Annotated in this window: 16 protein-coding genes; 9 read left to right on the plus strand and 7 right to left on the minus strand. The window is 72.0% G+C overall.

The window, feature by feature from the left end; genetic code table 11:
* The first annotated feature begins 5 nt into the window (after window positions 1–5).
* From CRP52_RS06810 to CRP52_RS06850, 9 genes are all read left to right on the plus strand, one after another.
* Entirely contained in the window at window positions 6–893 is an 888-nt protein-coding gene (locus CRP52_RS06810; RefSeq protein WP_097235577.1) for a Phenylacetic acid catabolic protein, read from the plus strand.
* The gene (locus tag CRP52_RS06815; RefSeq protein WP_097235578.1) at window positions 893–1,999 is read left to right on the plus strand and encodes a Phenylacetic acid catabolic protein; all 1,107 of its coding nucleotides are present in this window, start codon (window positions 893–895) and stop codon (window positions 1,997–1,999) included. Before CRP52_RS06810 ends, CRP52_RS06815 begins: the two co-directional genes overlap by 1 nt.
* Entirely contained in the window at window positions 1,996–2,532 is a 537-nt protein-coding gene (locus CRP52_RS36890) for a PaaD-like zinc ribbon domain-containing protein (protein ID WP_101948155.1), read from the plus strand. Before CRP52_RS06815 ends, CRP52_RS36890 begins: the two co-directional genes overlap by 4 nt.
* Entirely contained in the window at window positions 2,529–3,272 is a 744-nt protein-coding gene (locus CRP52_RS06825) for an SDR family NAD(P)-dependent oxidoreductase (RefSeq protein ID WP_257032322.1), read from the plus strand. The genes CRP52_RS36890 and CRP52_RS06825 overlap by 4 nt, the downstream gene beginning before the upstream one ends.
* Window positions 3,269–4,069, plus strand: a complete 801-nt coding sequence (locus CRP52_RS06830; RefSeq protein WP_257032323.1) for an enoyl-CoA hydratase/isomerase family protein — start codon at window positions 3,269–3,271, stop codon at window positions 4,067–4,069. The genes CRP52_RS06825 and CRP52_RS06830 overlap by 4 nt, the downstream gene beginning before the upstream one ends.
* Entirely contained in the window at window positions 4,069–5,784 is a 1,716-nt protein-coding gene (locus CRP52_RS06835) for an AMP-binding protein (protein WP_097239890.1), read from the plus strand. Before CRP52_RS06830 ends, CRP52_RS06835 begins: the two co-directional genes overlap by 1 nt.
* Before the next feature lie 199 nt (window positions 5,785–5,983).
* Window positions 5,984–6,652, plus strand: a complete 669-nt coding sequence (locus tag CRP52_RS06840) for an MFS transporter (RefSeq protein ID WP_179852701.1) — start codon at window positions 5,984–5,986, stop codon at window positions 6,650–6,652.
* Window positions 6,653–6,693: 41 nt separating this feature from the next.
* Window positions 6,694–7,278 carry an MFS transporter gene (locus CRP52_RS06845; RefSeq protein WP_179852702.1) on the plus strand — a complete coding sequence of 195 codons (585 nt, stop codon included), beginning with the start codon at window positions 6,694–6,696 and terminating at the stop codon, window positions 7,276–7,278.
* A gap of 108 nt (window positions 7,279–7,386) precedes the next feature.
* Window positions 7,387–8,562 carry a cytochrome P450 family protein gene (locus tag CRP52_RS06850; RefSeq protein WP_257032324.1) on the plus strand — a complete coding sequence of 392 codons (1,176 nt, stop codon included), beginning with the start codon at window positions 7,387–7,389 and terminating at the stop codon, window positions 8,560–8,562.
* Window positions 8,563–8,826: 264 nt separating this feature from the next.
* On the opposite strand, the gene CRP52_RS06855 is transcribed toward CRP52_RS06850, so the two are convergent.
* From CRP52_RS06855 to CRP52_RS06885, 7 genes are all read right to left on the minus strand, one after another.
* Complete coding sequence (locus tag CRP52_RS06855; RefSeq protein WP_097235583.1) at window positions 8,827–10,131, minus strand: flavin-containing monooxygenase; 1,305 nt, start codon at window positions 10,129–10,131, stop codon at window positions 8,827–8,829.
* A gap of 57 nt (window positions 10,132–10,188) precedes the next feature.
* Complete coding sequence (locus tag CRP52_RS06860; RefSeq protein WP_097235584.1) at window positions 10,189–11,226, minus strand: zinc-binding dehydrogenase; 1,038 nt, start codon at window positions 11,224–11,226, stop codon at window positions 10,189–10,191.
* Window positions 11,227–11,301: 75 nt separating this feature from the next.
* Complete coding sequence (locus CRP52_RS06865) at window positions 11,302–12,795, minus strand: aldehyde dehydrogenase family protein (protein WP_257032325.1); 1,494 nt, start codon at window positions 12,793–12,795, stop codon at window positions 11,302–11,304.
* Between the two features lie 86 nt (window positions 12,796–12,881).
* A complete protein-coding gene (locus tag CRP52_RS06870; protein WP_097235586.1) occupies window positions 12,882–14,423 on the minus strand; it encodes a GMC family oxidoreductase in 1,542 nt (513 codons plus the stop codon).
* Window positions 14,420–15,694, minus strand: coding sequence for a cytochrome P450 (locus CRP52_RS06875; RefSeq protein WP_097235587.1), 1,275 nt, complete (start codon window positions 15,692–15,694; stop codon window positions 14,420–14,422). The genes CRP52_RS06870 and CRP52_RS06875 overlap by 4 nt, the downstream gene beginning before the upstream one ends.
* A 144-nt stretch (window positions 15,695–15,838) precedes the next feature.
* Complete coding sequence (locus CRP52_RS06880) at window positions 15,839–17,203, minus strand: aspartate kinase (protein ID WP_097235588.1); 1,365 nt, start codon at window positions 17,201–17,203, stop codon at window positions 15,839–15,841.
* Window positions 17,204–17,314: 111 nt separating this feature from the next.
* Window positions 17,315–18,553, minus strand: coding sequence for a 3-dehydroquinate synthase II family protein (locus CRP52_RS06885; protein ID WP_218893076.1), 1,239 nt, complete (start codon window positions 18,551–18,553; stop codon window positions 17,315–17,317).
* Window positions 18,554–19,167 lie beyond the last annotated feature (614 nt).

The raw sequence follows: 19,167 nt of genomic DNA on the forward strand, positions 1-19,167 counted from the left end.
CAGACATGCAGACAGCGAATGCGGCGGGGCACCGCGGCTACGAGCTGTGGGATCCGATGCCCGACGACGTGCGGGAGGGCGCCAGGCGGTTCGCCAGCGTCCAGGCGCTCAACGAGCTGGTGGGCGTGCTGCAGTACGTCGAGTGGCTGGACCGCGCGCCCGGCCACACCAGGCGGCAGATGCTCATGGCCAAGATCCAGGACGAGGTCGGCCACGGCCACGCGGTCGCCCGGGTCGCCGAGGACCTGGGCGTGCCGCGCGAGCAGATCTTCCTCGACTACCTGGAGGGCCGTACCAAACTGCACAACATCTTCCACTTCTCCTTCCAGACCTGGGAGGAGCTCGGCACCGGGCTGCTGTTGACCAACTCGGCCGCGATCTGCCAGTTCCAGTCCCTGGCGAAGGGCGTCTACCTGCCGTACGCCCGGGCGCTGCGCAAGGTCGAGCGCGAGGAGTCCTTCCACTACCAGCACGCCCTGGACCTGACCCACGAGGTCATGACGCACGGTTCCGCCGAGCAGCGCCAACGGGTGCAGGACGCGTTCGAGGTGTGGCTGACCAGGATCCTCATCTACCTCGGGCCGCCGGACACCGACACCCTGCACACCAACCGCATGTGGCAGGTCGGCATGAAGCCGGACAGCAACGACGCGGTGCGCCAGAAGTGGCTCAACAAAATCATTCCGGTCTTCCGGAAGCTCGGCGTGCACGTGGACCCGGCGTTGGTCCGTCAGGCGCCCTCAGGCGAGTGGGAGTACGCGATGCCCGACTGGGCCGATGTGAAGAAGCTGATCGCGAACGGCGGGCCGTCCTCGCAGCGGCGACTGGACTGGGTGCGCAACGCCCTCGACCGCAACGCCAAGTACCGGCGCGCCATGCTGGGGGTGGCGTGATGCCGCACACCCGGAACGACGGCGACATCTACGAGGTGTTCGCGCAGCACGGCTCCAGCACGCCCCTCAACCACGTGGGCTCGATCGTCTCGCCGCGCCGGGACACCGCCTGGCACCTGGCCAAGGAGACCTACGGGCGCCGCGACGACCTGGTCACGCTCTGGGTCGTCCGCCGCGCCGACATGATCGTCCCCAGCCCGGAGGACCGGAACCTCCTCGCCGCCAAGACCCGGATGCCGCACCGCCAGCCCGGCTTCCCCACCGCCCGCCGGCGCGACCGCGCCGCCGCCGCGGAGACCGCCGCGGAGATCGCCGCCACCGCCTCGCAGGTCCGCGACGGCGCGCCGTACGACCACCGCGACGCGGTGGGCGGGGCCGGCGAGGCCGGGCTCGGCGACCTGTGGCTGGCGCTCGCCGACGACCTGTTCGTCCTCGGCAACCGGCTCGGCGCCCGCATCTGCGACTACATCGACGTGGAGGAGGCGCTGGCGGTCGGCTCGATCGGACAGGAGGCGCTGGCGCACGCCGGGACCATCCTGACCCTGCACGGCTTCGACCAACTCGCCATCGACGCCTGGTTCTTCGACCGCGAGCAGGCGCAGTGGCAGGTGTCGCGCGCCATCGAGCGGCTCACCGACTGGCCGTCCACCGTGGCCTGCGGCCTGGTCGTCGCCGCGGCCGTCACCGTGCTCGCCGAGCAGACCGCGGAGGTCGGCACCGACCCGGCGCTGCTGTCGGCGATCGCCGCCGTCCGCGAGGAGCAGCTGGTCCACCTGGACCACTGGCGGCGGTGGGCGCAGGCGCTGACCGCCTGGCCCGAGACCGAGGCGGAGTTCACCCTGGCCTACGCCGAGGTGACCGAGCTCGCCGGCGACGTGTTCGGCGGCCTTCCGCAGGGGATCGGGACGGGCGCGCTGCCCGGCGGTCCGGCTCCGGCCGCGGCCCTGCACGAGCGTCTGGTCGCGCTGGTCGGCGGCGGCCCCGGGTCGCGCCTGCCGGCCCGCCCGCAGCCGCGGACCGCCGGGCTGGGCGGCAGCGAACTGGCCGACTCCCTCGCCCGCGGCCGCGTGGTCCGCGACACCTACGCGGCGGGGGTGTTCAGTTGAGCACCGACCAACTCCCCGGCCAGCGCACCGACCAGCGCACCGACGAGCTCGCCGACCGGCTCGCCGACGTGGTCGGCGGGGTCTTCGACCCGGAGATCGACGTGACTTTGCGTCAACTCGGCGTGCTGCGCTCGGTGTCGCTGACCGAGGACCGGATCCAGGTCAACCTGGCCCCCACCCGGCTGGGCTGCCCCGGTCTCGGCGAGATCGCCCGACGCGTGCGCACCGCGCTCGACGAGGCGGCTCCGGGCAGCGAGGTCGAGATCGTGTGGGAGCGCGGCGCCTGGGAGCCGTCCGCGGTGACCCCGGCCGGGCGGAACGTGCTGCGGATGGCCGGCTACCGCGTGGCCGGCGCCGCTCCCCGGTGCCCGTACTGCGGCGGCGAGGACGTCCAGCGGGCCGGCCGCTTCGGCGGCTCGGTCTGCAAGGTGCCCTACGACTGCCGCGGCTGCGGCTCGCTCTTCGACGTGATCGGTACGGCCGGCTGCTCAGCCGCGCACGCTACGTCCCACTCCAGGCAGGGAGGATCATGATGAGGCTCAGCGGAAAGACCGCCGTGATCACCGGAGGCACCCGGGGGCTCGGCCGGGCGATCGCGGAACGCTACCTGCTGGAGGGCGCGCAGGTGGTCTGCGCCGCCCGCAACCCCTATGACATCAAGGAGGTCTTCGACCTCGCCCCCGGCCGCGGCGCCTACGTCGAGACCGACGTCACCAGCGAGGCCTCGGTCGCCGCGCTGATGACCGAGGCCGCCGAACGCTTCGGGGGCATCGACATCCTGGTGGCCAACGCCGGGGTGAGCCGGGACGGAAAGGTGGACCGGCTGGCGGTCGACGACTGGCAGGACATGGTGTCCACCAACCTGACCGGGGTCTTCCTCTGCACCCGGGCCGCCGTCCCCTACCTGGAGCGCAGCACCACCCCCCGGATCATCAACGTCTCCTCCAGCATGGCGACCCGGGTCGCCATCGGCGCCGCCGGGTACTGCGCCACCAAGGCTGCGGTGGAGATGTTCACCAAGGTCAGCGCGATCGAGCTGGCCCGCCGCGGCATCCTGGTCAACTCCCTGGCCCCGGGCATCCTCGACGAGGGGATGGGCCAGGAGCTCACCGCCAACGAGCGGGTCTGGGAGCACTACAAGACCAGGCTGTCGCTCGGCCGGGCCGGCGGCGCCGACGAGGCCGCCGACGCGGCGGTCTTCCTGGCCGGCCCCGAGTCCACCTATGTCAACGGCCACATCCTGGAAGTCAACGGAGGTCTGCTGTGGTCGTGACGACCGCCCCCGCGGTGGGACACCCCACCGCCCGGCTGGACATCGACGGAGCGGTCGGCGTCCTGCGCCTGGAGCGCCCGCCGCTCAACGTGCTCGACCGTGCGGGACAGTCCGCGCTGCGCCTGGCCGCCGAGCAGGCCGCGGCCGACCCGCGGGTGCGCGCGGTGGTCGTGTACGGCGGCCCCAAGGCCTTCTCGGCGGGGGCCGACATCAAGGAAATGGCCACCATGACGCACGCCGAGATGGTCGGGCACGCCGCCGTGCTGCAGGCCGCCTTCGACGCGGTGGCGAACATCCCCAAGCCGGTGGTCGCCGCCATCAACGGCCCTGCCCTGGGCGGTGGTTGCGAGCTGGCCCTGACCGCCGACGCCCGCATCTGCGGCACCGAGGCCCGCATCGGGCTCCCCGAGATCCTGCTCGGCGTCATCCCGGGAGCCGGCGGCACCCAGCGGCTGCCCCGGCTGATCGGCCCGTCCAGGGCCAAGGAGCTGATCTTCACCGGCCGGCAGGTCGGAGCGCAGGAGGCCCTGGAGATCGGCCTGGTGGACCAGGTCACCGAGACCGACCGGGTGCTGGAGGCCGCGCTGCAGTGGGCGCGGCGCTTCGAGACCGGCCCCGCGCTCGCCCTGCACGCCGCCAAGACCGCCGTCGACGGAGGCCTGGCGACCGACCTGGGCGCCGGGCTGGCCATCGAACGGTCCGTGTTCGCCGCACTGTTCGCCACCGAGGACCGGTTGACCGGCATGCGGCGCTTCGCCGCCGACGGGCCCGGCCGCGCGACCTTCAACGGGAGGTAATCACCATGGGTACAGCGACCGAGGAGTTCCGGCGCGCCCGCAACCACCTGCTGGCCTCCTACGGGGACCTGCCGCGGGCCCGGGCATTTCCGAGGCCACGGATCGGGGAGACCTTCAACTGGGTCGCCGACTGGTTCGACGCCATCGCCGAGGGCAACGACGCCACCGCGCTGCGCGTGGTCGACCTGGACAAGGAGGGTGCGCTCCTCGCCGACACCGCACTGAGCTTCGCCGAACTGGCCGAGCGCTCACGGCGGGTCGCCGGATGGCTGCGGTCGGCCGGCGTCCGGCGCGGGGACCGCATCATGCTGATGCTCCCCAACCGGGTGGAGCTCTGGGAGTCCGTGCTGGCCGCGTTCCGGCTGGGCTGCACGGTGATCCCGACCGCCGTCCAGCTCACCCCCGCCGACCTGGCCGACCGGCTGGAACGCGGCGAGGTGAAGCACGTCGTCGCCGAGTCCGGCCTCACCCCCAAGCTGGCGGAGCTGCCCGGCGACTGGACGCGCATCGCCGTCGGCGCGCCGGTTGCGGGCTGGCAGGACTACGGGCAGGCCTACGCCGCCGAGCCGCTGCTGGAGGTCGAGCGGACCGGGCCCGAGGACCTGTCGCTCATCTACTTCACCTCGGGCACGACCTCGCTGCCCAAGATGGTCGGGCACACCAGCGTGAGCTACCCGGTCGGCCACCTGTCGACCATGTACTGGCTCGGCCTGCGCCCCGGCGACGTGCACCTGAACATCTCCTCGCCCGGCTGGGGCAAGTGGGCGTGGAGCAACCTGTTCTCGCCCTGGAACGCCGAGGCGACGGTCATGATCGTCAATCAGCCGAGGTTCACCGCGCGTCCGCTGCTGGAGATGATGTCGCGCTGTGCGGTGACCTCCTTCTGTGCGCCGCCGACCGTCTGGCGCAGCCTGATCCGCGAGGACCTCACCCGGCTGCCGATGGCGCTGCGCGAGGCGGTGGCCGCCGGTGAACCGCTGAACTCGGAGGTGGTGCGCCGGATCCGCGAGGCGTGGGGGGTCACGGTCCGGGACGGCTACGGGCAGACCGAGACCACCGCCTCGATCGGGAACCCGCCGGGGCAGCCGGACAACGCCGACGGGACACTGGGCTGGGCGCTGCCCGGCTACGAGGTGACGCTGCTGGACCCGCGCACCGGCACCCCCGTCGAGGGCTCCCCCGCGGAGGGCGAGGTCTGCCTGCGCCTGGCCGACCAGCCGCTCGGTCTGATGACCGCCTACCTGGGCAACGCCGAGGCGACCGCCCGCAGCATGCGCGACGGCTACTACCACACCGGCGACATCGCCTCCCGGGACGTCGAGGGCCGCTACACCTACGTGGGGCGTGGCGACGACGTCTTCAAGGCGTCCGACTACCGGATCTCCCCGTTCGAACTGGAGAGCGTACTGATGCAGCACCCGGCCGTCCTGGACGCCGCCGTGGTGCCCTCCCCCGAACCGCTGCGACTGGCCGTGCCCAAGGCGTACGTGGCGCTCGCCGCCGGCTACCTGCCGGAGGCCGAGACCGCCCAGCTCCTCCTCGCGCACGCCCGCGAACACCTCGCGCCGTACAAGCGCATACGCCGCATCGAGTTCACCGAGCTGCCCAAGACCACCGTCTCCAACAAGACCCAGCGCGCCGAGCTGCGCCGACGGGAGCAGGAGCGGAGTTCGCGGTCGGCCCAGGAGTGGTGGGAGGAGGACTTCCAGAGTTAGCGGACCACGCGCACTGCACCGGATCGGCGAGCGGGCTCTGCCGCCGGCGGAAACGCCGGCCGCACGGCCCGCTCGCCCGTCCTCGGGCCCCCGCCGGCACCACCGGCAGAACCGGCACCACCCCCACAGTCGACCCATCGGATCGGAGGCGAAAATGAACGCCGTCACCATGAGCAGGGGGCAGCGCAGAAGAGCCGTAGTGAGCAGCCTCATCGGGAACAGCATCGAGTTCTACGAGTTCCTCATCTACGGTTCGTTCTCCTCGCTCTACTTCAACAAGCTCTTCTTCCCCTCGTTCGACCCCATGACCGGCACCCTGCTGTCGCTGTCGACCTTCGCGGTCGCCTTCGTGGGCAGGCCGCTCGGCGCCGTCGTCTTCGGACACTTCGGGGACCGGATCGGCCGCAAGGCCACCCTGGTCACCACGCTCGTCCTGATGGGCGGCGCAACCGTCCTGATCGGCCTGCTCCCCACCTACGGGACGATCGGCGTCGCCGCCCCGGTCCTGCTGACGGTCCTGCGGTTCGTCCAGGGCTTCTCGGTCGGCGGGGAGTCCAGCGGCGGCTTCCTGATGGCGTTGGAGAGCGCGCAGCCGAACCGACGGGGCCTGCTCACCGGCATCGTCGGCACCGGCAACGCCTGGGGCCTGCTGCTGGCCAACGGCGTGCTCCTGCTCGTCACCCTGCTCCCGGACCGGCAGGTGCTGGCCTGGGGCTGGCGGCTGCCGTTCCTCCTCAGCGCCGTGCTCGTGGCCGTGGCGCTCCAGGTCCGGCTGCGGATCGCGGAGACCCCGAATTCCAGCAGTCGAAGGCCGAGGGTGCGGTCAGGACCAGGCCCGCGCTCGAAGTCCTGTCCCGCTACGGCCTGATCACGCTGTGCGCGTCGCTGTCGACGATCCCGCTGTTCCTGGTGTTCTACCTCGGGTCGGTGTTCTCGCTCAAGTACGGTGCGACCGTCCACGTGAGCCACGACGTCATGCTGGAACTGCTCGTCGTGTCCTGCGTGTTCCTGATCGTCGCCATGCCGTTCTTCGGCTGGCTGGGCGACCGCCACAGCCGCAAGGCGGTCTTCGTCGGCGGCATCGTCGTGATGACGGTGGCCCCGTTCGCCTGGTTCCCGCTGCTCGACACCGGGTCCTTCCCGCTGATGGCCCTCGGCTTCGTGCTGCTGTTCACCGGCTTCGCCGCCAACTACGGCGCCCAGGCGGCGTTCCTGCCGCAGCTGTTCCCCACGGTGGTGCGGTACTCCGGCATGTCCATCAGCTACAACGTGGGCGGACTGCTCGGTGGCGCCGTCAGCCCCATCGTCGCGACCTCGCTGCTGAGCAGCTACCACAGCTGGAAGCCGATCGCCGTCTACATGGCGGCCGCGGGCGTGATCGGCCTGGTCGCCTCGGCCTTCCTGCGGGAGTACTCCGAGCGCACGGTCGCCCGGCCCGCCGTCGAGACGCCGGCCACCGCCGCGTCCCCCGAGATCGCCACCGCCGGGATCTGACCCGGCCCCGCCACGGGAAATTCTTCCGCGCCACGTCCAGAGAGGGAGTACCGCATGTCATCCCCGTCCGTTCTCAGGTGTCCCGTCCTCGATCCCACCGGCCGTGCGATGCACGCCGAGGCCGCCGCGCTGCGCGAGGCGCCGGCGGTGCTGGTGGAGCTGCCGGGGCCCGTCCTCGCCTGGGCGGTCACCCGGCACAGCGTCATCCAGGCCCTGACCAACGACCCGCGCGTCTCGCGCGACATCCGCCGGCACTGGGCCGGCCTGGCCGACATGCCCGAGGGCTGGCCGCTGGCACCCATCGCCCTGCAGCAGAGCTTCTTCAACTTCTACGGCGAGGAGCACCGCACCTCCCGGCGCCGGGTCGCCCCCTCGTTCACCCCGCGCCAGGTCGAACGGATGCGTCCGCAGATCCAGGCCACCGCGGACCAGCTGGTCGACGCGCTCGCCGCGCTGCCGCCCGGCGCCGTCGCCGACGTGCGCCAGGCCCTGGCGCTGCCGCTGACCATCACCGTCATCTGCGACCTGTTCGGCGTGCCCGACCACCTGCGCCGCAGGATCAGCACCGGGATCGACGCGGTCCTGGACTCCTCGCTCGAACCGGATGCCGCACTGGCCGCGCACAACGAACTGTACGCACGGCTGGGCGAGTTGCTGCAGTACAAGCGGGAGAACCCGGCCGCCGACCTGACCAGCGACCTGCTCCTGCCGACCGAGGCCGACGAGGAGCCGATGTCGGACGCCGTCCTGCTCGGCACCCTCTTCCTGATGATCGGCGCGGGCTACGAGACCACCGTCAACCTCATCAGCAGCGCCGTCCAGGCCCTGCTCAACCACCCCGAGAACCTCACCCGGGTCCGCGAGGGGGCCATCAGCTGGCAGGACGTCGTCGAGGAGACGCTGCGCATCGAAGGGCCGGTGATGCACATCCCCATGCGCGTCGCCCTGGAGGACATCGACCTCGGCGAGGGCGTCCTCATCCGCAAGGGCGACGCGATCAGCCTCGGCTTCGCCGCCGCCGGCCGCGACCCGGAGCTCCACCCGCAGTGCCCGGAGAGCTTCGACCCCACCCGCAGCAGCAAGGAACACCTCGCGTTCGGCCACGGGCCGCACTTCTGCCTCGGCGCGCACCTCGCCCGCCTGGAGGCGGAAGTCGCCCTGACCACCCTGTTCCGCCGGCTGCCCGAGCTCGCCCTCGCCCACCCCGGGGAGCAGCCCGCCCGTCTGAAGTCCCTCATCATCAACGGCCCCGAGAGCCTGGAGGTCATCCCCCGCCCGGCCTGACGGCCGACCGCGGTTCTCGCAGGGGCCCGCTGCCGACGGCAGCGGGCCCCTGCGCGTGCTCCCGCTTCACCGTCCGTGGGACCGAACCGTCCGTGGGACCGAACCCTGCTCCCCGATCCCTGGGAGCGAACCGGCCGGCCCGTCCAAGCCGTCCGAGCCGGCCGGACCGGCCACCGCGGGGAGCTGCCGAGGGTCCCGGCCCGGACAACACGCAGGGCCCGGGTCCAAGACCCGGGCCCTGCATACCCGTTGGGGGTCGGTGCGTCACGTCCAGAGCGGACCGAGCGCCGCCGGCGAGCGGTGGCGCAGGGTGTTGTCCAGGTGGACGCCCCGGGCGACCCGCTCGGCCTGGTCCCGGGTGGAGGCGATCAGCAGCGGCATCACGGATCCGCCCTCCGGCAGCCCCGCGTAGTACAGGCCCGGCAGGGCGCCGGTGCCGGCGCGGTGCACCGGCATGCCGTTGTCCTCCAGTGCCGTCGGCGGCAGGATCGCGTAGTCGGGCACGAACCCGGTGGCCCAGATGATCGCGGTGATGTTGTTGGCGGTCAGGTCCAGCTCGTCCCCGTAGTCCGCGAACAGCGAGGGGTCGAAGGCGGGGACGGGGGTGCGCTCGGGGACGACCAGGCCGTACTTCTCGATCGCCGTGTCGATGGCCCGGAGGAGGTCGTCCTCCGCACGGGCCGCGGCCTGCGCGATGGCACGGACGTTGTCCTCCAGCTGCAGGGTGGTGCCCTGCGCGCCGCGGACGGTGCCGACGAGGTGCACGCCCTTCCCTACCAGGACGGCCAGGCTGAGCTCCTGGCCGCCGCCCTTGCCGCTGAGCACGGAGACGCCGGGCAGGACGGGCGAGTCGCCGCGGCCGCCGGAGGCGGACTCCAGGTTGCCCTCCAGGGGCAGCAGTTGCAGCCAGTCCAGGACCTGGGCGCCCCGGTAGCGGCGCGGCGAGGTCTTGTGCTTTCCGACCGCGAGGTAGACCTCCCGGCCGGCGTCGCGCAGGTCCTCGGCGATCTGCTGGCCGCTGTTCCCGGAGCCCACGACGAGCACCGCGCCCGGCGGCAGCGACTGCGGGTTGCGGTAGTAGCGGGTGTGCAGCTGCGTGACCGACGGGTCGATCCGGGCGGTCAGCTCCGGCAGGCGCGGCGAGGAGTAGCCGCCCAGGGCGGCGACCACGTTGCGGGCCTCGACGGTGTCGCCGTTCTCCAGGTGGAGCCGGAACCGCGCGTCCGGGTGGACCGGGTCCTCGACGGGCGCCTCGACCGAGCGGACGGCGGTGTGCTCGCGCACCTCGACGCCCGTCTCGGCCACGTAGCGCCGCAGTCGCTGGGCCACCTCGCGGGCCGGCATGTACCCCTCGGGGTCGTCCCCGTCGTAGGGCATGCCGGGGAAGGTGACGGTCCGGTTGGGTGTGTTGACGGTCAGGCTCTCCCAGCGTTCGCGGGCCCAGGTCTGGCCGATCTCTCCCCGCTCGAACACCACCGCGTGGTAGCCGAGCCGGGCGAGCGAGCCCGCGACTGAACACCCCTGCTGGCCCCCTCCGACGACGGCGGTCTCGATGTACTCGGTCCCCATGTCAGCGCTCCTGGTCCGGATAGTCAGTGGATTCTCTGGTCGTGCGGTGGTGGTGCGTCATCGGTCGGTCCGTGGGCCGCTGGGCTCGGCCCAGGGCAGGACGACCGTCTTTCCGGTGGCGCCGTCCGCCTCCATGCGGCGGTGGGCGGCCACGATGTCGTCCAGGGCGAAGACGGCGTCGAGGTTGGGCCGGTAGGCGCCCGCCTCGACCTCGTCGATGATCTTCTGCAGCAGGCCCCGGCCGCTGCTGCCCTTGAGGGTGTCGCTGTGGAAGGCGGTGAGCCTGGTCCCGGTCGGGATCATGGCGATGGGTTCGAAGTCGGGGATCAGCCAGCCGCTGAGCGAGCCCGCCACGCAGACCGTCCCGCCGCGGCGCACCAGGCGCAGCGAGTCCAGGACGGTGCTGGTCCCCACGAGCTCCAGGACGTGGTCGGGGCCGTCGGGCCACAGCGCGTGCACGCCGGCCGCCAGTGACCCGCCCTCGTCCAGCAGGACGTGGTCGACGCCGGCCGCGGTCAGCGCCGCGGCCTTGTCCTTGTTGCGGGTGGTGGCCGCGACCTCGACGCCGTGGGCGGCGGCGATCTGGGCCGCCGCCATCCCGACCGAGGAGGTGCCGCCGCGGATCAGCAGCCGTCCCCCGCCGCCCGGCACCAGGCCCTGGTCGTCCAGGCCCAGGGCGTCCAGGGCGCCGCGCGCGGTCAGGTAGGTCTCGGGCAGGGCGGCCAGGACCTCCCAGGGCAGGGTGGTGGTGACCGGCATCAGCAGTGCGTTCGGCAGCAGCGCGTACTGCGCGTAGCCGCCGTCGAACTCCCGGCCCATCTCCCCCATCACCGCCGCGACGGTGCGCCCGGCCGGCAGCCCGGGGTCGGTGGAGACGGCCACGGTCCCCACGCACTCGATGCCGAGCACCCGGGGGAAGACGACGTTCGGGGAGTGCCCCTGGCGGGTCCTCAGCTCCGAACGGTTCAGGCCCGCACCCTCCACGCGTACCAGGCTCCAGCCGTCACGGACCTGCGGGACGGGCAGCTCCTGGATCTCCAGGACCTCGGGGCCGCCCGCCGCGACGCAGACCGCGGCGCGCATCGTCGTACTCATCTCGCTCCACCTCGTGTATCGACGAACCCTCCCGGCACGGGCCGGGAGGGTGATCACTTCGACGACGACGCCGGATCACTCCGCGTCGACGACCTCCAGCGACGGGGCCCACCGCGGGACCTCGCCGCGACCGGAGGTCAGGCGCAGGGTACGGCTGAAGCTGTACTCCTGCAGGGTCTCCAGGGCGTGTTCCCGGCCGTAGCCGCTGGCGCCCACACCGCCGAACGGGGACCCGGTGAACGAGCGGTTGTAGTGGTTGACGAAGACGACGCCCGCGCGCAGCTCCCGGCTGAACCGCAGGGCGCGCTCGGAGTCGCGGGTGAACACGCCGGCCACCAGGCCGAAGTCGGTGCCGTTGGCGATCCGGACGGCCTCGTCCTCGTCGCGGAACGGGATCAGGCACACGACGGGGCCGAAGATCTCCTCCTTGGCGATGCGCATGTCCGGGGTGACGCCGGTGAACAGCGTCGGCGGGACGTAGTAGCCATCGGCCAGCTCCGGGTCGGTGGGCAGCGGCGCCTGCGCCGCGATGGTGGCGCCCTCGGCGACGCCGATCTCCAGGTAGTCCAGGACCCGGCGGCGCTGCGCCTCGGTCACCAGCGGACCGACGTGGGTGCCGGCGTCGGCGCCGTTGCCGACCTTCAGCCGGGAGACGGCGGCGGCGAGGCGGCGGGCCACCTCGTCGTGGAGGTCGGCGTGGACCAGGACGCGCGAGGAGGCGGTGCAGGCCTCGCCCTGGTTGAAGTAGCCGCCTTCGACGGCCCAGCGCAGCGCCGAGTCCAGGTCGGCGTCCTCGAAGATCACCAGGGCGTTCTTGCCGCCGAGCTCCAGCAGGGTCGGGGTCAGGTTCGCCGAGGCGGTGCGGATGATCGCCTGGCCGGTGGTGGGCGCGCCGGTGAAGGAGACCTTGCCGACCAGCTTGTGCCCGGCCAGGCGGGCGCCGACGGTGCCGGGGCCGGTGACGGCGTGCACCACGTCGTCCGGGAGCACGGACTGGATCAGCTCGACCGTCCGCAGCACCGACAGCGGGGCCTGCTCCGGCGGCTTGATGACCACGGCGTTGCCGGCGGCGAGCGCGGGGGCGATCTTGCCTGCGGTGTGCAGCGGCGGCCAGTTGAACGGCACGATGGCGCCGATGACGCCGAACGGCTCGCGCACCGTGACGTCCAGCATGCTGCCCGAGTCGCGGACCTGGCCGGGCATCACCTCGCAGAGGCTGGCGAACAGTTCGAAGACGGTGGCGGCGCCCTCCAGGTCGAACTGGCGGGCCTGGGTCACCGGCTTGCCGTTGTCGCTGGACTCCAGCGCCGCGATCTCGTCGGCGTGCTCCCGGATGACCTGGGCGACCTTCCACAGGTACTTGCCGCGCTCGCGCGGGGTGCGGGCCTTCCAGGCGAAGTGCCCGGCGTGGGCGGCCTCCACCGCCTGGTCCACCTCGTCCGGGCCGGCGCCCTGGATGACCACCAGGGGCTTGCCGGTCGCCGGGTTCTCGACGGTGAACCGGTACGCGTCGTCCTTCGACGACCACCTGGTGTGCAGGACGTCGACGGTTTCCTCGGTCGTGGACACGGGATCCTCCTGAATTCTCATCGCCGGGCAGGCCGGCGCTTCTCCGGTTGCTGAAGGTTGCTGAAGGTGCTGAAGGTTGCTGAAGCTCAGTCGTGCGCGGCGAGTCGTTCGCGCAGGACGGCGGCGATCCGTTCGGCGACCACGATGGCCGGGACGTTGGTGGCCACCCGGGGCATCACCGGGAACACCGAGGCGTCCGCGACGGTCAGCCCCTGGACGCCGTGGACGGCGCCGTCGGGGTCGACCACGGCGTCCGGGTCGTCGGCGCGGCCCATCCGCATGGTGCAGCTGCCGTGGTTGTAGTGCGCCGGGGCCCGGCGGATCGCCTCCGCCAGCTCCTCGTCGCCGACCTCCGGTCCGGGGACGCGCTCCTCCACCAGCAGGTCGGCGAGCGGCGCGGTCCGGGCGAGCCGGCGGGCCAGCCGGACACCGCCCGCGACCAGTTCGGCGTCGTCGGCGTCCTGGTACAGGCCGAGGTCGATGACCGGCGCGTCCTCGGGGTCGCGCGAGGCGAGCCGTACGCTGCCCCGCGAGCGGGGCTGGAGGCAGGAGACGAAGAAGACCATGTCCCAGCCGGTCGGGTGGTTCTCGACCGGTCGGACGAACGCGGGGGGCAGTCCGGCGGTCGGCACCGCCGCCGACGGCAGGACCTGGACGTCGTAGTCGGGCTCGTCCTCCCCCACCGCGACGCTCAGCACGCTGCCGAACATCGACGTGGCCTGCTCCTGCGGCGGCTTGGCGACGTGGATGTTCCAGTAGGCGGGGTGTTCGGTGAGGTTGCGCCCCACGCCCGGCAGGTCGGCCACCACATCGATGCCGAGCTCGGCCAGGTCGGCCCGGGCGCCGATGCCCGAACGCAGCGCGATGGCGGGCGAGTTGTAGGCGCCGGCGCTGAGCACGACGTGCCGGGCCGGGATCTCCTCCCCGTCGGCGAGCCGTACTCCCCTCGCCCGGGTGCCGTCGAACAGCACCCGGTCGACCAGCGTCTCGCCGCGCACCTCCAGGTTGGGCCGGTGGCGGACCGGGTTGAGGTAGCCGATCGCGGTGCTCAGCCGGACGCCGTCGGCCGCGCTGAGCGGGGTGTACGCGAAGCCCGGTGCGCCCGGCGCGTTGAAGTCGTCGACCAGCGGGTGCCCGAGGTCGGCGCTCGCCCGTCGCACGGCGGCCGCGTGCGGCCCCAGGTCCTCCGCCACCGGCATGGTCATCCGGTAGGGGCCGTCCAGGCCGTGGTACTTCTCCTCGCCGTACGGGTAGTGCTCCATCTCCCGGTAGAGCGGCAGCATCTGCTCGTAGCCCCAGGCGGGGCCGGCCTGCTCGGCCCACGCCTCGTGGTCGGAGGGCCGGGCCCGCATCGCGACGCAGACGTTGACCGCGGAGGAGCCGCCGATGATGCGGCCCCGGGGGACGGGCACTTCGTTGCCGAAGGCGTCCGCGACGGAGTGGTAGCCCCAGTCGTGGGTGAACGGCGCGTAGGTCGCGTCGGCGACCTCCGGGGGCAGTTCCTCCAGGGTGGCGAAGTCGGGCCCGGCCTCCAGCAGGAGGACCGACAGTCGCGGGTCGGCGCTCAGCCGGGCGGCGAGGACGCACCCCGCCGACCCGCCGCCGATCACGATCACGTCGTAGCTCATCGCGGGACGTCCCAGTCGAGTCGGAGCTCCTCGAATCCGCGCGCGATGACCAGCCGTTCGCGGGTGCGCGAGTCGGCGGGCCCCAGCCGCAGCCCGGGGAGCCGGTCGAACAGCAGCGGGATGGCGGTGCGCAGTTGGAGGCGGGCCAGCGCGGCGCCCAGGCAGGCGTGCACACCGCGGCCGAAGGCCATCTGGTGCCGGCCGGGCCTGCTGCGCAGCACGAACTCGTCCGGGTCCTCGAAGACGGACCCGTCCCGGTTGGCGGAGCCCCAGTGGACCATCACCCGGTCCCCCGGCAGGAGGTGCCGGCCGGCCAGTTCGGTCTCCTTGGTCACGGTCCGGAACAGGCCCTGGACGGGGGACTCGTAGCGCAGGGTCTCCTCGACCATCGCCTCCACGCTCGCCTCGCCGGAGCGCAGGGCCGCGAGCTGCTGCGGGTGCTCCAGCAGGGTGACCAGGCCGTTGCCGATGGCACGGGTGACGGTGACGTGCCCCGCGATGATCAGGTTCATCACGATGCGCATCAGTTCCACGGTGTCGAGCGCGCGCTCGCCCGGGTCGGCCGCCAGGGAGGAGATGAGCCCGCCCTCGGTGACCCGGTCCGGCTCCTGGAGCAGCGCCATCACGTAGTGCTGCATCTCGACGACGTCGCGGGCCCATTCGACCCGCTCGTCGACCGGGCCCGTCCCGACCGACAGCCGCAGCCAGTTGTGGCTCCACCGGCGCAGTCGCGGCACGTCCTCGGCGGGGATGCCGAGGATCTGCGCCATGACGATCAGCGGCAGGGGCCACGCGTAGCTCTCGATGATGTCGGTCGTGCCGGCTGCGGCGAAGCGGGCGATCAGCTCCTCGGCTGTGTCCCGGGTGAAGGGCTCCAGTTCGGCGACCCGCCGGGGAGTGAAGACCCGGTTGACAGCCACCCGCAGCCGGGTGTGTTCCTCGCCGTCGCTCTCGGTCAGGTTCGGCGTGAGGGACCAGCCCTCGGCCATCACCTGCTTGACCTCGTCGGCCTCGGGCGCCGAGGTGACCCGTACGGCGCTCTCGGAGGAGAAGGTCTCGGCGTCGTGGACGACGCGCACCACGTCCTCGTGCCGGGAGACGACGAAGATGTCCCGGTCGCGGTCGTGGAGCACCGGGCACTGCGCCCGCATCTGCGCGTACGTCGGGTAGGGGTCGGCCAGTTGACGGTCGGAGGTGGGGTCGAAGGTCGGGGTCGTGACCCCTGTCGCGGTCTCTGTCGTGGTGGGTGTCGTGGTGGGTGTCGTGGTCATCGGGGACGCTCCGAACGCGGCCGCTCGGCGGGCCGGGGCATGGTCGGCCCGCCCCGGCGGCCGGGGTCGAGTCGGATGGCGGACATCGGTGTTCTCCCTCGTGGGATGGGGGTGGCCGGTGGCGGGTGGCCTGGGTACCCGGGTCTACTCGGCGGCGGCCAGGGCGGGCACCGCGACGTCGAGACGGCCGCGTTCGGCGGTCAGCGACCAGGTCGGGTCGGCGTCGTCCGAGTCCGTCGCCTCGATCCGGTGCACCTCCGGATCGGTCACGAAGGTGTCGTGGACGATCTGGGTCGCCTCGGCGAGGTCGCTCCGCCCGGTCAGCACGCTGATCCGGTTGGAGGTGACGTGGACGTCGGTACGCGCGGCGTCGACCGAGCGCAGGGCTTCGAGCAGGCGCAGCGGCGCGTACGGCCGGCGGCCGATGCCGAGGCCGACGACGGAGAGCCTGGACAGGTTCGAGGTCCAGTGCGCCTCGTCGAGGCGGATCCCGCGGTCGGAGTCGGCCAGCAGTTCCCGCAGCTCCTCCGCGCTCTCCTCGGGGAGGGTGAGCGCGATGTCGCCGAGGTCCTCGGTGCCGTAGTTGCCGTAGCGGCGCAGTTCGACCTCGGTCTCGCGTTCGGCCAACTCCCGGAGCAGCCGCAGGACGTGGTCCGGGCCGATCCGCCGCAGGACGCAGCGGACCAGGCCGGAGCGCCCGGCGACGCCGGCGATCGGACAGCTCTGGCCGTTGGCCGTCCAGGAGTCCCCGGGCGTCGGGCCGCCGGCGCTGCGGCCGTGGCCGACCCAGGTCTTCGGGCCGGTCGCGCTGTTGTTGGCGCGGACCTTCAACTCGACGCCGTGGGTGCGGGCGTAGTCCACGGAGTCGGCGGCGAGCACCTTGGCGCCGCTGACCGCGAGTTCGGCCATCTCCTCGTAGGAGAGGCCGGCGTGGCGCCGGGCGCCGACGACCGACCGGGGGTCGGCGGTGTAGACGCCGGCGACGTCGGTGACGATCTCGCAGTGGTCCGCGTCGAGCGCGGCGGCCAGGGCGACACCGGTGGTGTCCGAGCCGCCGCGGCCCAGGGTGGTGCAGGCCCCGGTGAGGACCGATTCGCCCTGGAAGCCGGCGACGACGGGGACCGTTCCTCTGCCGAGTTCCTCCCGCAGCCGGCGCGGGTCCACCTTGACGATCGCGGCCCGGCCGTGGCGGTGGTCGGTGCGGATGCCGGCCTCCGCGCCGCTGAACGACCGGCTGCTGACGCCCTGCTGGTTGAGCGCCAGCGCCAGCAGCGCGGAGGAGGCGGCCTCGCCCGTGGAGAGCAGGCCGTCGAGCTCGCGCGGTTCGGGGTGGTCGGACACCGCGGAGGCCAGGCGCAGCAGGCCGTCGGTGGCGCCGCCCATGGCGGACACCACCACGACGACCTGGTGCCCGTCCTCGCGGGCGGCCCGGGCCTGCCGGGCCGCTTCGATGATCTTCTCCGGTGTGGCGACCGAGGTTCCGCCGTACTTCTGCACTATGAGCGCCATCTCACGCACTCTCTTCCTTCGGATCCTAGGGACGTGGAGGACGTTGGTCGGGCGCCGCGCTGACCGGCCGTTTCCCCGGTTGACCGCGTGAGCGGCGCGGGTCGGACGCGCTTACTGCTCGTGGAGGAACTCGCGGATCGCGTAGCCGACGTGGCGCTGGTCGGTCATGGTGTGGCCCAGGATGACGTCGCCCTTGCGCAGCTCGGTGAAGTTGTGGACGCTGCCGCCCGGGCCCAGCGCCCGCACGTGCCAGTCGTCCTGACCGACCATGTCCACCAGCTGACCGCTCGCGGTCCGCGCCTCGATCCGCAGCATCGGACGCGACTCCATCTTGATCCGCCCCACGATCACCGTGCGCACACTGCCGTCCGTGCTGACCGCCAGGATCTCCGAACCGCAGTGCAGCTCCGACAGGTACTGCGTCCGGTTGCCCGGCGTCAGCGTGTACGTCGACAGCGCAGCCGCGTTCACCCGGAACGGACGCGTCGGCATGTACGGCAGCGGGTGCGTCTCACTGGAGACCAGCATCAGACCACTGGAGTACGAACCCAGCAGGATCCCCTCGTTCGGACGCAGGTGCGAGCAGGTGTCCACACACACCCGGTCCCCCAGACCCAGGTGCTGCAACTGGACGATCTCCAGCGGCTCCAGGTCCAGCGACGCCACCTGACCATGAGTCGCCTCGACCAGCTCGGTCACCTCACCCACCCGCTTCGGCGTGAACAGCACACCGTCCGAACCACGCTCCAGCACCCCGATGGTGATCTTCGCGTCCTCGATGTCCTCGACCACCGTCACGATCGAACCCTTGGCCTGGTCCGCCGCCGCCAGCAGGATCTCCAGCGGAATCTTGCTCGGGTCCTGCCGGAACTCCACCAGCGTCACCTCCGCCCGGTTCGCCACCTTGCACGCGACATCCAGCGTCTGCTCATCCAGCACCCGCACCAGCACACCCGTGCGCAGCCCCGGACGCAGACCCTCGAACTTCTCCGCGATCGAGTGATCCGCCACCAGCAGATCCACCACCTCGACCAACCGGTCGATCAGCGTGGTCGGCGTCTCACCATTGACCACCGCCACCTTCGTCAGGTTCGGCGGGACCTTCCCCGCCAGATCCGGGTCGTCGAAGACGACCGCCTCGACACCGAGGTGAGCACTCTCCTCGATGACGGCAGACGCGAGCTCACCGGCGAAACCACGGAGATCGATCCAAGCGGACTTCATTTTTCGCACCTTTGGGTTGTGGGGATGATTGTTCGTCGAATTCTTTCCCGCGCTTTCCGCGGCAATTCTTTCGGTGTTTCCGTTGTCGCTTTCCCGAGGAAACCAAGGAATTTGTCGGCCTGTCAAGGACCAGCAAATTCGACTGCTTTCCCGGGGTTTGCCGCGCGCTCCTTCCCGTACCGCGAACGGATGTGCGCGCCCTGGCGGTGGGGCGCCGCCCCACCGCCAACCGCGCACGCCGATCACGGCCGGAGGCCACGGAGCCCAGCAGTGCGGCTCCGATCGACCCGAACGTAAGGATACCTTTGCCAAGGTATTTTTTTTCAAGCCTGTTCCGGCATCGACTGCACGGTGTGCAACCGGGGAAATCCCCGGTTGCACGGCACGCACACAGCGGGTGCACACGAGGGCGTGGACAAGCGCGCGAACAAAGGCCGGCGGGAGCGCCGAATATACCGACGGGAATAAAATCGGTCGCGGCCGGCGGAAGGCCCGGGAAACCGGGAGCGGTGCAATGCCGGGACATTCCTGGCCGGGCGGAGCCCGTCGGCCGGGTACCGGCCGATCGACGCACGCACCGGGGGTCCACTTGACCGCCACGGACGGGCTCAGCCCTCGTTCGGTGGCGTCGGCACCCCGCGCTCAGGGCGGCCGGAGACGGCGTTCTCACGTCGAACCGCCCGGGCGGCTGGCCCGCGGCCCCCCGGCGTATTAAAATCGGGTGCGAACAAAAATATACC

This window comes from Streptomyces sp. 1331.2 (genome assembly GCF_900199205.1).
Classification (GTDB): Bacteria; Actinomycetota; Actinomycetes; order Streptomycetales; family Streptomycetaceae; genus Kitasatospora.

Bases quoted from the DNA above. Each gene is read 5' to 3' on its own strand.
- CRP52_RS06810 (WP_097235577.1), top strand. From the start codon at position 6: ATGCAGACAGCGAATGCGGCGGGGCACCGCGGCTACGAGCTGTGGGAT.
- CRP52_RS06875 (WP_097235587.1), bottom strand. From the start codon at position 15,694: ATGACCACGACACCCACCACGACACCCACCACGACAGAGACCGCGACA.
- CRP52_RS06870 (WP_097235586.1), bottom strand. From the start codon at position 14,423: ATGAGCTACGACGTGATCGTGATCGGCGGCGGGTCGGCGGGGTGCGTC.
- CRP52_RS06850 (WP_257032324.1), top strand. From the start codon at position 7,387: ATGCACGCCGAGGCCGCCGCGCTGCGCGAGGCGCCGGCGGTGCTGGTG.
- CRP52_RS06815 (WP_097235578.1), top strand. From the start codon at position 893: ATGCCGCACACCCGGAACGACGGCGACATCTACGAGGTGTTCGCGCAG.
- CRP52_RS06855 (WP_097235583.1), bottom strand. From the start codon at position 10,131: ATGGGGACCGAGTACATCGAGACCGCCGTCGTCGGAGGGGGCCAGCAG.
- CRP52_RS06860 (WP_097235584.1), bottom strand. From the start codon at position 11,226: ATGAGTACGACGATGCGCGCCGCGGTCTGCGTCGCGGCGGGCGGCCCC.
- CRP52_RS06880 (WP_097235588.1), bottom strand. From the start codon at position 17,203: ATGGCGCTCATAGTGCAGAAGTACGGCGGAACCTCGGTCGCCACACCG.
- CRP52_RS06825 (WP_257032322.1), top strand. From the start codon at position 2,529: ATGATGAGGCTCAGCGGAAAGACCGCCGTGATCACCGGAGGCACCCGG.